At 62.7% G+C, this 12,708-nt stretch carries 13 protein-coding genes; 6 read left to right on the top strand and 7 right to left on the bottom strand.

Annotation, left to right across the window (positions count from 1 at the left end; genetic code table 11):
* Positions 1 to 234: 234 nt before the first annotated feature.
* Positions 235 to 498, top strand: coding sequence for a DUF6124 family protein (locus tag AB5I78_RS23865; RefSeq protein ID WP_262209864.1), 264 nt, complete (start codon positions 235 to 237; stop codon positions 496 to 498).
* Between the two features lie 118 nt (positions 499 to 616).
* On the opposite strand, the gene nagE is transcribed toward AB5I78_RS23865, so the two are convergent.
* The 7 genes from nagE to AB5I78_RS23830 form a co-directional block, all read right to left on the bottom strand.
* Positions 617 to 2,323, bottom strand: a complete 1,707-nt coding sequence (nagE, locus tag AB5I78_RS23860; protein ID WP_369302124.1) for an N-acetylglucosamine-specific PTS transporter subunit IIBC — start codon at positions 2,321 to 2,323, stop codon at positions 617 to 619.
* Between the two features lie 26 nt (positions 2,324 to 2,349).
* Positions 2,350 to 4,860 (bottom strand): phosphoenolpyruvate--protein phosphotransferase, encoded by a 2,511-nt coding sequence (gene ptsP, locus AB5I78_RS23855; RefSeq protein WP_369302123.1) that lies wholly within the window; start codon positions 4,858 to 4,860, stop codon positions 2,350 to 2,352.
* 36 nt (positions 4,861 to 4,896) lie between these two features.
* On the bottom strand, positions 4,897 to 5,919 hold the full coding sequence (locus tag AB5I78_RS23850; protein WP_262209858.1) for an SIS domain-containing protein: 1,023 nt from the start codon (positions 5,917 to 5,919) through the stop codon (positions 4,897 to 4,899).
* Positions 5,900 to 7,006: an N-acetylglucosamine-6-phosphate deacetylase gene (gene nagA, locus AB5I78_RS23845; RefSeq protein ID WP_369302122.1), complete on the bottom strand. Its 1,107-nt coding sequence runs from the start codon at positions 7,004 to 7,006 to the stop codon at positions 5,900 to 5,902. The genes AB5I78_RS23850 and nagA overlap by 20 nt, the downstream gene beginning before the upstream one ends.
* 10 nt (positions 7,007 to 7,016) lie before the next feature.
* On the bottom strand, positions 7,017 to 7,775 hold the full coding sequence (locus AB5I78_RS23840) for a GntR family transcriptional regulator (protein WP_369302121.1): 759 nt from the start codon (positions 7,773 to 7,775) through the stop codon (positions 7,017 to 7,019).
* A gap of 263 nt (positions 7,776 to 8,038) precedes the next feature.
* Positions 8,039 to 8,542, bottom strand: a complete 504-nt coding sequence (locus AB5I78_RS23835; protein WP_145164152.1) for a murein L,D-transpeptidase family protein — start codon at positions 8,540 to 8,542, stop codon at positions 8,039 to 8,041.
* Positions 8,543 to 8,582: 40 nt separating this feature from the next.
* Complete coding sequence (locus AB5I78_RS23830) at positions 8,583 to 9,131, bottom strand: NUDIX hydrolase (protein WP_262209856.1); 549 nt, start codon at positions 9,129 to 9,131, stop codon at positions 8,583 to 8,585.
* Positions 9,132 to 9,277: 146 nt separating this feature from the next.
* Here AB5I78_RS23830 and AB5I78_RS23825 point away from each other — a divergent pair, with 146 nt between their 5' ends.
* The 5 genes from AB5I78_RS23825 to purT all read left to right on the top strand — a co-directional run bounded on the left by AB5I78_RS23825 (position 9,278) and on the right by purT (position 12,629).
* The gene (locus AB5I78_RS23825; protein WP_060754282.1) at positions 9,278 to 9,880 is read left to right on the top strand and encodes a CoA pyrophosphatase; all 603 of its coding nucleotides are present in this window, start codon (positions 9,278 to 9,280) and stop codon (positions 9,878 to 9,880) included.
* Positions 9,881 to 9,916: 36 nt separating this feature from the next.
* On the top strand, positions 9,917 to 10,441 hold the full coding sequence (locus AB5I78_RS23820; protein WP_106578304.1) for a gamma carbonic anhydrase family protein: 525 nt from the start codon (positions 9,917 to 9,919) through the stop codon (positions 10,439 to 10,441).
* On the top strand, positions 10,438 to 10,653 hold the full coding sequence (locus tag AB5I78_RS23815; protein WP_145164145.1) for a DUF1289 domain-containing protein: 216 nt from the start codon (positions 10,438 to 10,440) through the stop codon (positions 10,651 to 10,653). The genes AB5I78_RS23820 and AB5I78_RS23815 overlap by 4 nt, the downstream gene beginning before the upstream one ends.
* Positions 10,654 to 10,910: 257 nt before the next feature.
* The gene (locus AB5I78_RS23810; RefSeq protein ID WP_106578306.1) at positions 10,911 to 11,378 is read left to right on the top strand and encodes a VUT family protein; all 468 of its coding nucleotides are present in this window, start codon (positions 10,911 to 10,913) and stop codon (positions 11,376 to 11,378) included.
* Positions 11,379 to 11,447: 69 nt separating this feature from the next.
* Positions 11,448 to 12,629, top strand: coding sequence for a formate-dependent phosphoribosylglycinamide formyltransferase (gene purT / locus AB5I78_RS23805; protein WP_094951941.1), 1,182 nt, complete (start codon positions 11,448 to 11,450; stop codon positions 12,627 to 12,629).
* Positions 12,630 to 12,708 lie beyond the last annotated feature (79 nt).

Here is a 12,708-nt window from a genome sequence, read left to right as displayed (position 1 = left end):
GCTGCCAATGTGGCGACCGGGACTGCAAGCCCGCCGAAACCTCACCAGTTACTCCTAAGCGCCTTTATAATTGCGGCGTTTTTTCATGGTCGTCATTTATGGCGGCTGTGTGCGGGAGACCTTCGGGTCTACCGAGGTGCTGGTGGGACTCGGTCTTGCAGGCCCGCGCACAGCTGCCCCCCATCAACTGCAAGTGATGTTGGTAGTTCCTAAACTCTCACTAGGAAATACACCATGATCAAAGACAGTCCAAATCCTCCATCTGATTCTCAGCCCACCGACCAAATCTTCACCATACTCCCCAACCTGAACAGCGAAACCCTCCTCGCCAATGCCTCCCAAGACCTGGCATCCGTGCAGGCGTTGGCGGGCAATCTGGCGTTTGACATCGACGGCCCGCAGCGTGATGCGGTGCTGGGAATTCATCGGATGCTGGAGGGTATCCAGTTGATGGTGGATCGGGTGTTGGATTTAGCTGAGGTGCCTGAACCGAAGTAATCGGACGCCTGTCGGGCCCAATCGCGGGCAAGCCCGCTCCCACATTTTTGAGCTGTGAATACAGTCAAATGTGGGAGCCGGGCTTGCCCGCGATGAGGCCAGAAAAGCCGCTACAGCGCTAGACCCTGGCGCCGACCTCACGGCCACTGACCAACCGCTCCAGCGCCTCACTCAATCCCGAGGCCTTGTCACCAATCAACAAGTGCCAAACACCGCTGTCCAGCTGGCTCACGCCCTGGCAACCGAGCGCCGTCAGATCAGTCTCGGACAACACCGAATCATCCCCCAACTCCACCCGCAACCGGGTCATCGCCACGGCGTCCAGCTGGCGTACATTTTCACGGCCACCCAAGGCCTTCAGCCATTTCTCGGCCTCCTGCACATTCACCGCAACCGGCTTATCCACAGGTGCAGCCGCCACCGGCGCGCTGGCAACAAACGACGGCATGGCCAGGCGAATCTCGTCAGCAATGCTGTCGGCCATGGGCCCGACCACCACCTGCAAGCTCCCGCCATTGCCTGGGCGAACCACGGCCATGGCGCCGAGTGCTTTCAAGTCCGCGTCCACTGCTTTGTTGCGATCCACCATGTCCAGACGCAGGCGAGTAGTGCACGCGCCGACACTCAGCAAATTGGCCGCACCGCCCAGCGCACGGATGTAGGCGCCGGCCCGTTGGTTATCACTCATCGCCTCGGCCTGCACCACCTGGATGTCTTCACGCCCAGGCGTTTTCAGGTTGAAGCGGCGGATGCAGTAGTTGAACACGCTGTAGTAGATCACCGCGTACGCCAACCCCACCGGGATCACCCGCCAGCCGTTGGTGGACTTGCCCCAGCCCAGCACCATGTCGATAAAGCCACCGGAGAAGGTAAAACCGAGGTGGATATTCAACAGGTCAGTGACAGCCATCGACAGGCCGGTCAGTACGGCGTGGATCAAGTACAGGAACGGCGCGAGGAACATGAACGCGAACTCAATCGGCTCGGTTACGCCGGTCAAAAACGAGGTGAGCGCCATCGACAGGAAGATCCCGCCCATCACTTTGCGGCGCTCCGGCAGCGCGTTGCGGTACATCGCCAGGCACGCAGCGGGCAGGCCGAACAGCATCACCGGGAACATGCCGGTCATGAACTGGCCACCTTTGGGGTCGCCGGCGAAGTAGCGGGTCAGGTCGCCGGTGACGACGGCGCCGGTGGTCGGGTCGGTGAAGGTGCCGAACACGAACCACGCCATGTTGTTGAGGATATGGTGCAGGCCGGTAACGATCAGCAGGCGGTTGAACACGCCGAACACAAAAGCGCCAAAGCTGCCGCTTTCCATCAGCAGCACACCGAAGCTGTTGATACCGTGCTGGATCGGCGGCCAGATCAAACCAAAGATCACGCCCAGGGCCACCGCCGAAAACCCGGTGACAATCGGCACAAAGCGTCGCCCGCCAAAGAATGCCAGGTATTCGGGCAACTTGATGTCCTTGAAGCGGTTATACAGCCCGCCGGCCATCAAGCCGCTGGCGATACCGGCGAGCATGCCCATGTTGATGGTGGTGTCCATCACCTTGAGCGTGGAGACCATTACCAGGTAACCAATCGCCCCGGCCAGGCCCGCCGTGCCGTTATTGTCGCGGGCAAACCCCACGGCAATACCGATGGCGAAGATCAGCGCGAGGTTGGCGAAGATCGCCTGCCCGGCGTCGTGCATCACGGCGATGTTGAGCAGGTCGGTGTCGCCCAGGCGCAGCAAGAGGCCGGCGATCGGCAGGATCGCGATCGGCAGCATCAGCGCGCGGCCCAGGCGTTGTAAGCCTTCGATAAAATGTTGGTACATGGCGTGTCTCCTTGTTCTTGTTGTTGTCAGCTCAGCGGCCAGTGGTGTTGGCAGGCTTGGCGAACCGCCTTGGCGCTGCTCAGGTCGAGCAGGCCAAGGCTCAGTTGCCGGCATTGAGCCGCGTCCAGGTGACGGACGCGGTCCTTGATTTCTCCGATCTGTGGCGGGCTCACCGACAGCTCGCTGACGCCCAGGCCGACCAGTACTGGCGTGGCCAACGGATCGGACGCGAGGGCGCCGCAAACGCCGACCCAACGCCCATGCTTGGCCGCGCCCGCGCAGGTTTGCGCGATCAGCCGTAGCAGCGCCGGGTGCAAGGCATCGACCCGCGCGGCGAGGCCGGCGTGGTCGCGGTCCATGGCCAGGGTGTACTGGGACAGGTCATTGGTGCCGATGGAGAGGAAGTCGGCATGTTTGGCCAGCTGTTCGGCCATCAGCGCGGCGGCGGGCACTTCGATCATCACGCCCAGCTCCGGGCGCTGCGTCAGCCCCAGCTCGGCACATAACTCATCCAGGCGCTGGCGGATCTGCAGCAGTTCATCCACTTCGCTGACCATCGGCAGCAGAATGCGGCACCGTGCCAACGGGCTGACTTGCAGCAGCGCGCGCAGTTGCTGGTCGAGCAGTTCGGGCCGCACCTGGGCCATGCGGATACCGCGCAGGCCCAACACCGGGTTGGCCTCCACGGGCAGCGGCAGGTAGTCGAGCTGCTTGTCGCCGCCCACGTCGATGGTGCGAATGATCACCGACTTGTCGCCCATGGCATCCAGCACGGCCTGGTAGGCCTGGCGCTGCTCTTGTTCATCCGGCGCGGTGCGCCGATCGACGAAGAGGAATTCGGTGCGCAGCAGGCCGACGCCATCGGCGCCGTTTTCAAACGCCACGTGGGCCTCGGCGCTGGAGGCGACGTTGGCGGCCACTTCAATGCTGATGCCGTCGCGGGTGTGCGCCGGTTGCTGCGCTTGGGCCTGTTGTTGCGCACGGCGCAGTTTTTGCGCGTCGCGAATCTGGTGCACTTCGGCGTGACGCGCTTCGCTGGGCGCAAGTTCCAGGCGCCCATTGACCGCGTCGAGCACCACGCGTTGGCCTTGGGGCACATCAAGCACTTCTGCGCCCAGCGCCACCACGCAGGGCAAGCCTTTGCCGCGAGCCAAAATGGCCACGTGGGACGTGGCGCCGCCTTCGGCCATGCAGATGCCGGCGGCCTGTTGCGCGCTCAGTTGCAGCAGGTCGGAGGGCGTCAGCTCATGGGCGCTGACAATCGCCCCGGCAGGCAATTCGAAATGCCAGGTTTCGCCCAGCAGTGCGCGCAGCACGCGTTGCTGCAAGTCGCGCAGGTCGTTGGAGCGCTCGGCGAACAGCGGTTTGCCCAACGCCAGCAACACCGCGCATTGCGCCTGGATTGCATCGCGCCAGGCGTGGGTGGCGGCGCTGCCTTGTTCGATGGCAGCGGTGGCCGCGTCCAACAGGGCCGGGTCTTCCAGCAGGGCGAGGTGGGCGGCGAAGATCTCTTCTTCTTCGACGTTTTTGCGTTGGCGGGCGTGGTCCAGGGTTGTGCGGATCTCGCCGCGCACTTGCTCAAGGGCCGTGTCCAAACGTTGCAGTTGTTCATCGGCCGAGTGATTGCCGGTGTCGGCCGGCAGTTCGATACCGCTGAGACGGAACAGCGGCCCGCAGACCAGGCCCGGTGCCGCGCACACGCCTTGCAACACACCGGCTTCGGTGTTCGCCTTGCGTGGGGCGACCGCCACGGGCGCGTGGTGTTCTTCGCTGACCGCCGCGGACAGCGCCGCCACCAACGCCTGCAACGCCGCCTCGCAATCCCTGCCGCGGCAAGTGACGCGCACTTCGTCGCCTTCACCAATTCCCAGCCCCATCAAGCCAATCAGGCTGTCGCACGGCGCGGATTTGCCCGCGAAGTGCAACTGCGCCTGGCTGCTGAAACCCTGGGCGGTTTTGCGGATCAATGCGGCGGGGCGAGCATGCAAACCGCCACGGTGTGTGATGCGCACGCAGGCGCGGACTTCGGTGACCGAGTTATCCACAACCGCCTGCTGGGTGGTCGCTGAGCGCGTGACGATGTGCAGCAACGGCTCACCGACCTTGGTAATTTTTCCTGCCACCGACCGCAGCTCAAAACGCTCGCCATTGGTCAGAATAATCAGGCTGACCAGGCTTTTGCACTGGCGCGCAATGCGGTCCAGATCAAACTGCACCAGCGCCTGGCCCTTGCTCACCCGCGCGCCTTCCTTGACCAGCAGCGCAAACCCTTCGCCATTGAGTTCTACGGTGTCGATGCCCACGTGCATCAGCACCTCGGCGCCGTTCTCGGCACGAATCGTCAGGGCATGCCCGGTGCGCGCGACATGGATGATCACCCCGTCACAGGGTGCATGCAGGCAATCGTTCAGCGGGTCGATGGCGATACCGTCACCCATGGCACCACTGGCGAACACTTCGTCGGGCACCTCGCCCAGGGCGAGCACCGGGCCACTGAGTGGGGCGCTGAGGGTCAATTCATTATTGTTGTTGGACATGGGCACGGTACTCATCAGGAAAACACGACAATCGACTCAGTGAGTGCGGGTAACTTTGCTCAGGTGACGCGGCTGGTCGGGGTCCATGCCCCGGGCTTGCGCCAGGCCGGCGGCCATTACGTAAAAGCTTTGAATCGCCAGGATCGGGTCCAGGCTTGGGTGTTCGGCGCGGCTCAGGGTCAGGTCGCGCTCGGCGATATCGTCTGGCGCGGCCAGCAGCACGCGCGCGCCGCGCTGGCGCATGTCGGCGGCCAGGCTCAGCAGCCCGGCCTGTTCGGCGCCACGTGGGGCGAATATCAGCAGCGGGTAGTTTTCGTCGATCAAGGCCATCGGCCCGTGGCGGACTTCGGCGCTGCTGAAGGCTTCGGCCTGGATCGCCGAGGTTTCCTTGAGCTTGAGCGCGGCTTCCTGGGCGATGGCAAAACCGGCGCCACGGCCGATCACCATCAATTGCTGGCAGCCACGCAGGGCCTCGATAGCGGCGCTCCAATCCTGTTTGGCCGCTGCACGCAGTTCATCGGGCAGCGTGCGGCAGGCCTGCAGCAAGTCGTCTTCCTGGCTCCAGTGGCCAATCAACTGCGCGCTGGCGCTGAGGGTGGCGATGAAGCTTTTGGTCGCGGCCACGCTGAGTTCCGGCCCGGCGCACAGCGGCAGGTGGAATTCGCAGGCGGCTTCCAGCGGTGAGTCTTCGGCGTTGACCAGTGAAATGCTCAACGCACCGCGTTTGCGCAGCAGGCGCAGGCTGTTGACCAGGTCCGGGCTTTGCCCCGACTGCGAGAAACCGAATGCCACCTGACCGCTGACTTTCAATGGCGCCTGCAACAGGGTCACCACTGACATCGGCAGCGACGCCACCGGAATGCCCACGTGCTGCATGGCCAGGTAGGCAAAGTAGCTGGCGGCGTGGTCCGAACTGCCACGGGCAATGGTCATCGCCACTTGCGGCGGCTGGCGGCGCAGGCGACCGGCGACTTCTTCCAGCAGCGGGTCCAGGCGTTGCAGTTGCGCCGCGACGGCGTCACAGGAGGCCAGGGCCTCTTCAAGCATTTTTGAAGTCAATGGTTTCTCCTTCGACCATTACGTCGGTGAGGTGCAGGGAGCGGTCCAGGCGTACGCAGTCGGCGAAGCTGCCGGGTTGCAGGCGGCCGCGTTCTTCCAGGCCCAGGTAATCCGCAGGAAATTGCGACAGGCGTTGTGAGGCTTCGCTGATGGGCAGGCCGATTTTCACCAGGTTGCGCAGCGCCTGGTCCATGGTCAGCGTGCTGCCGGCCAGGGTGCCGTCGGCCAGGCGCACGCCGCCCAGGCATTTGGTCACGGTGTGGCTGCCCAGCTTGTATTCGCCGTCGGGCATGCCGGCGGCGGCGGTGGAATCGGTGACGCAGTACAGGCACGGGATCGCGCGCAGGGCCACGCGCATGGCGCCGGGGTGCACGTGCAGCAGGTCGGGGATCAGTTCCGCGTATTGGGCGTGGGCCAGGGCGGCGCCGACGATGCCCGGTTCGCGGTGATGCAGCGGGCTCATGGCGTTGTACAAATGCGTGAAACTGGTGGCGCCGGCGGCGAGGGCGGCGACGCCTTCTTCATAACTGCCCAATGTGTGGCCGATCTGCATGCGCACGCCGCGTTGGCTGAGGGCGCGGATCAGGCCGTCATGCCCGGCAATTTCCGGGGCGATGGTGATCACCCGGATCGGCGCCAGGCGCAGATAGGTTTCCACTTCGGCCATCAGCGCGGTGTGGGCGAAGTTGGGTTGGGCGCCGAGTTTGCCCGGATTGATGTAGGGGCCTTCCAGGTGCACACCGAGTACGCGGGCGCTGCCGCTCGGGCGCTGCTCGCAGAAGGTGCCAAGCTCGCCGAGCACACGGGAGATCTCGTTCACCGGCGCCGTCATGGTGGTGGCCAGCAGCGACGTCGTGCCAAAACGCACGTGGGTGCGGGTGATGGTCTCGAAGGCGTCGACGCCTTCCATGATGTCTTTGCCGCCACCGCCATGCACATGCAGGTCGATGAAACCCGGCAGCAGGTAGGGCAGGTCGTTGTCAGCCGGGTCGCACGGCGTGCCTTGGACGGCGACCACTTTGCCGTGTTCGTGCACCAGGCGGCCGCGAATCCAGCCGCTGGGCGTGAGGATGTTGTCTTCGGACATGGGCAGTTCTCTAAATGCGCAGTTCAGCGGAGTAGTCATGGCGGCGCAGCTCTGCGACGAAGTCGTAGTAGTCGTTGCGACAGTAGGTGTCGGTGATTTCAATCGGCGTGTTGTCGGCGGTGTAACCGACCCGCGTCATCAGCAGCATGGCGGTGCCGGGTGCAATGCCCACCAGCCTGGCGAACTCATCCGAGGCGTTGATCGCCTGGATATGTTGCAGCGCGCGCACGATGGGCTTGCCGATGCTTTCCAGGTACTCGTACAGCGAATTGCCGATGGCCTGCGGATGCGGCAGCACCGAGGCGGGCATGGCGGTCATCTCAATTGCCATCACCGTGTCGTCGGCTTTACGCAGGCGTTTGAGGCGCGCCACTTTGTCGGTAGGCGACAGGCCCAGGCGGATCAGCTCTTCGTGGGTGGGCGGGGTGATGTCGCGTTCCAGCCACTGCGAAGTCGGTACAAAACCTTTGAGCCGCAGCATTTCGCTGAAGCCCGACAGGCGTGACAGCGGTTGTTCCAGGCGCGGCGTGATAAAGGTGCCGGAGCCTTGGCTGCGGCGGATCAGGCCTTGGGCGAACAACACTTCCAGCGCTTTACGTGCGGTCACCCGCGAAATGCTCAGTTGCTCGCTGAGGGCGCGTTCCGACGGCAAGGCCTGCTCGGATTTCCACTGGCCGGCATGGATCGCCGCTTCAAGGTTACGGGCCAGTTGCAGGTACAGCGGCGTGGATTGTTTCTCGTCGGGGCGCAGCGTCTGGATGGGATTCATCTGTGAAGTTTCCGATGCGGTTATTGGAGTGTTGTCGCCCGGTAATGGCCGGAAATTAATACCACTTAAATACCATGTCAATGCAGCCAAAACGGTGCAGAGCCCGGTTTCAGGGCGCTTTAAGGGTGCGTGGTATCAAGTGGTATTAGAGAGGTCTTTATCGCGCGCAGAACTGTGCAGCCCGGCGCGGTGAACTGGTATTCACCGGCAGGCGCTGCCCGGGGCAGGAATTATTTTCAGATTATTTTACGAACGGTACGAAATTACGGCCGAATCTCGATCATGGTGCCGTCTTTGACCAGGTTCCAGACTTCGCGCATGTCGACATTGCGCATGCCGATACAGCCATCGGTCCAGTCGAGGGTGTGGAACCATTGCTCCGGGTATTCCTCGGTGTCGGGCGTGCCGTGGATCATGATCATGCTGCCCGGTCTCACGCCTTCGCGGCGCGCGCGGGCGGAGTCGCTGATATTGGGGTAGGAAATGTGCATGGCCAGGTTGTAGCGGTCGCTGGTCTTGCGCCAGTCGATCCAGTAAAAACCTTCCGGCGTGCGGCGGTCGCCCTCGAACTGCTTGGTGCCCTTGGGGTTTTTGCCCAGCGAGATGCGGTAGGTCTTGAGCGGTTTGCCGTCGTTGATCAGTTGCAACTGGTGCGCCGACTTGAGCACCAGGATTTTCTCGACAGGTTTGCCGCCGAGGATTTCCACCGTGGAGGCCGAGGACAGGGTAACGAACGACAGGCAGATGAAAGCGAGCAACCAACGCATTGAAACGGTTTCCCTTGTTAGACGGTGCTGCCTGAAGGTGTTATTTGGCCGGCCGCGTCATCGGCGGCACCGACTCGCTGCGTACCGGGAACTGTTGTTGCCGGCGGTCAGCGAAGAAGCATTCTAAGGTACGCCCGACCGTGCGGAAAGCCAGCTCTGACCAAGGGATATCGGCTTCATCGAACAGCTTCACCTCAAGGCTTTCGGGGCCTGCGGCAAAGTCCAGGTCGACCAGTTCGGCGCGGTAGAAAATATGCACCTGGCTGATGTGCGGCACGTCGATCAGGGTGTAGATGTTCAGGTTGCGCACGCGGGCGCAGGCTTCTTCCAGGGTTTCGCGCACGGCGGCCTGCTCTACGGTCTCGGCGTTTTCCATAAAGCCTGCGGGCAAGGTCCAGTAACCCAGGCGCGGCTCGATGGCGCGGCGGCACAGCAGCACTTGGTCGCCCCACACTGGCACGGTGCCGGCGACGATATTGGGGTTCTGGTAGTGAATGGTCGAGCAGTGATCACACACATAGCGCAGGCGTGTGTCGCCTTCGGGAATGCGCTGGGTAACCGGTTTACCGCACTGGCTGCAGAAGTTCATGCTGGGGTTCCTGGAGAGTGGGCCTATCTTGGCTTGGCGGGCAGGGCCCTGCAAGTTGTCGTTTCGCGACATGTGCCGGGTTTTGGGGTTGGGCACCCGCCCGCTTTGGTGCATGATGCAAGGTAGCCAACAGACCGAGATGACTCATGCTGGACGAGCTACTTCGCCGGGTAAGCAATCACACCCCTCACACACTGGAAACTGACGGGCGTTTCCCCGAGGCCGCCGTGTTGGTGCCGATTACCCGCAGTGACGAACCTGAGCTGATCCTGACCCTGCGCGCCAGCGGCCTGTCGACCCATGGCGGCGAAGTGGCGTTTCCGGGCGGGCGGCGTGACCCCGAAGACCCGGACCTGATCTTTACCGCGCTGCGCGAAGCCGAAGAAGAAATCGGCCTGCCGCCCGGCCTGGTGGAAGTCATCGGCCCGTTGAGCCCGCTGATTTCCCTGCACGGTATCCGCGTAACGCCTTATGTCGGGGTTATTCCCGATTACGTCGAATACCTGGCCAATGATGCCGAGATCGCCGCCGTGTTCAGCGTGCCTCTGGAGTTCTTCCGCCAGGACCCACGCGAACATACCCACCGTATCGATTACCAGGGCCGCAGTTGGTATGTGCCCAGCTATCGGTTTGGCGAATACAAAATCTGGGGGCTGACGGCAATCATGATTGTCGAGCTGATCAACCTGCTCTATGACGACGCGCAGATCAGCCTGCACCAGCCACCCAAGAGTTTCATCAATACCTGAGCCATCGCATGAATGGCACCGCCGTGAGGACACACCATGAAATACCGCCTGGGCGACGCCCGCGTCGAGACTCATCCGCAAAGCTGGGTGGCGCCCAATGCCACGCTGGTCGGCAAGGTCAAGCTGGAGGAGGGCGCCAATGTGTGGTTCAACGCGGTGTTGCGTGGCGACAACGAACTGATCCTGATCGGCAAGAACAGTAACGTGCAGGACGGCAGCGTGATGCACACCGACATGGGCTACCCGCTGACCCTGGGCACCGGCGTGACCATTGGCCATAACGCCATGCTGCACGGCTGCACCGTCGGCGATTACAGCCTGATTGGCATCAACGCGGTGATCCTCAACGGCGCCAAAATTGGCAAGCACTGCATCATCGGCGCCAATTCGTTGATCGGCGAAGGCAAGGAAATTCCCGATGGCTCGCTGGTAATGGGCTCGCCGGGCAAAGTGGTGCGTGAGTTGACCGAGGCGCAAAAGCGCATGCTCGAAGCCAGCGCCGCGCACTATGTGCATAACGCGCAGCGCTATGCGCGGGACTTGGTTGAGCAAGAAGAATGAACCCGATTGAACGCCCTGTTGCCTCGCCCTGCGTGAGTATTTGCGCGCTGGATGACGATGATATTTGCACAGGTTGCCAGCGCAACGTGGATGAGATTACGCGCTGGAGCCGCATGGACAATGCCGAACGCCGGGTGGTATTGGGGTTGTGCCATGAGCGGGCGAAGGCGAGTGGGTTGGTGTGGATGATTCCGGGGAAATCCGGCGCCTGAACCACCGCTATCGCAGGCAAGCCAGCTCCCACAGTGGATATGTGAATACATTCAAAAATGTGGGAGCTGGCTCGTTGTGGCGAGCGGGCTTGCCCCGCGTTGGGCTGCGAAGTAGCCCTGAAACTGGCGCCGCGGTTTGCCTGACAAGACGCGGCGTTCTTAGTGGGGCCGCTGCGCAGCCCAACGCGGGGCAAGCCCGCTCGCCACAATGATTGCTGTGCATTACCCTGTGCGGCATTACCCACAGGTCCTTCCCCATGCTCTTCCTGATCGCCTACATCAGCAGCGTCGTGCTGATCAACTTTGCCTTCTCCACCGCTCCGCACCTGGACGTCATCTGGTCCGCCTGGGGTGGACTGGTGTTTATCCTGCGCGACATGGTGCAGACCCGCTTCGGCCATGGCGCGATACTCGCCATGCTGGCGGCGTTGGTGCTGTCGTATATCACTTCCGACCCGTCCATCGCCCTGGCCAGCGCCACGGCATTTGCGGTGTCCGAATGCATTGACTGGCTGGTGTTCAGCATCACCAAGCGCCCACTGCACGATCGCCTGTGGATAAGTTCGGCGCTGAGTATTCCCCTCGATACCTTTATCTTCTTCGGCCTGATCGGCGCGCTGACGCCGGCGGTGGCGGGCACGGCGTTGGTGTCGAAATTCGCCGGGGTCACGGTGGTGTGGTTGATTATGGCCTGGCGCCTGCGCAAACGCGCCGTCGCCAACTGAGGCCAATTCTTGCAGTTCATGTAAAATGCCGGCCTTTCTCCCCATGATCCGCTCCCCTGAGGACCTGAGATGACCCGAATCGGAACTCCATTGTCGCCAACCGCGACCCGCGTTTTGCTGTGTGGCTGCGGTGAGCTGGGCAAGGAAGTGGTAATCGAACTGCAACGCCTGGGCGTTGAAGTGATTGCCGTGGATCGTTATGCCAACGCGCCTGCCATGCAGGTTGCGCACCGTAGCCACGTGATCAACATGCTCGACGGCGCCGCCCTGCGTGCAGTGATCGAAGCCGAGAAGCCGCACTTTATCGTGCCGGAAATCGAAGCCATCGCCACCGCCACGCTGGTAGAGCTTGAAGCCGAAGGCTTCACCGTGATTCCGACCGCGCGTGCCACCTCTCTGACCATGAACCGCGAAGGCATCCGTCGCCTGGCCGCTGAAGAGCTGGACCTGCCGACGTCGCCGTACCACTTTGCCGACACGTTCGAGGACTACAGCAAGGCCGTCCAGGACCTGGGCTTCCCGTGTGTGGTCAAGCCGGTGATGAGCTCTTCGGGCAAGGGCCAGAGCCTGCTGCGCAGCGCCGATGACGTGCGCAAAGCCTGGGATTACGCTCAAGAGGGCGGGCGTGCCGGTAAAGGCCGCGTGATCATCGAGGGCTTTATCGACTTCGATTACGAAATCACCCTGCTGACTGTGCGCCACATCGGCGGCACCACCTTCTGCGCGCCGGTCGGCCACCGTCAGGAGAAGGGCGACTACCAGGAATCCTGGCAGCCGCAAGCCATGAGCCCGATTGCCCTGGCGGAATCCGAGCGGGTTGCCAAAGCCGTGACCGAGGCGCTGGGTGGCCGTGGTCTGTTTGGCGTGGAATTGTTCATCAAGGGCGATCAAGTGTGGTTCAGCGAAGTGTCGCCGCGCCCGCATGACACCGGCTTGGTGACCTTGATTTCTCAGGACCTGTCGCAGTTCGCGCTGCACGCGCGCGCGATCCTGGGCCTGCCGATTCCGTTGATCCGCCAGTTCGGGCCTTCGGCCTCGGCGGTGATTCTGGTGGAGGGGCAGTCGACCCAGACCGCGTTCGCCAACCTTGGCGCGGCCTTGAGCGAGCCGGACACGGCGTTGCGTCTGTTCGGTAAGCCGGAAGTCAATGGTCAGCGCCGGATGGGTGTGGCGTTGGCGCGGGATGAGTCGATTGAGGCGGCGCGGGCCAAGGCGACTCGGGCTTCGAAGGCGGTTGTTGTAGAGCTTTAAAACCGCGTCGCGCCCATCGCAGGCAAGCCAGCTCCCACATTTGAAGGCATTCACAATTCAACATGTGGGAGCGGGCTTG

Origin of the sequence: Pseudomonas sp. N2-3-1-14 (genome assembly GCF_041228395.1) — a bacterium.
Taxonomy (GTDB): domain Bacteria; phylum Pseudomonadota; class Gammaproteobacteria; order Pseudomonadales; family Pseudomonadaceae; genus Aquipseudomonas.
The sequence above is the reverse complement of the archived record's forward strand: the minus strand, read 5'-3'. Positions and strand labels throughout refer to the sequence as shown.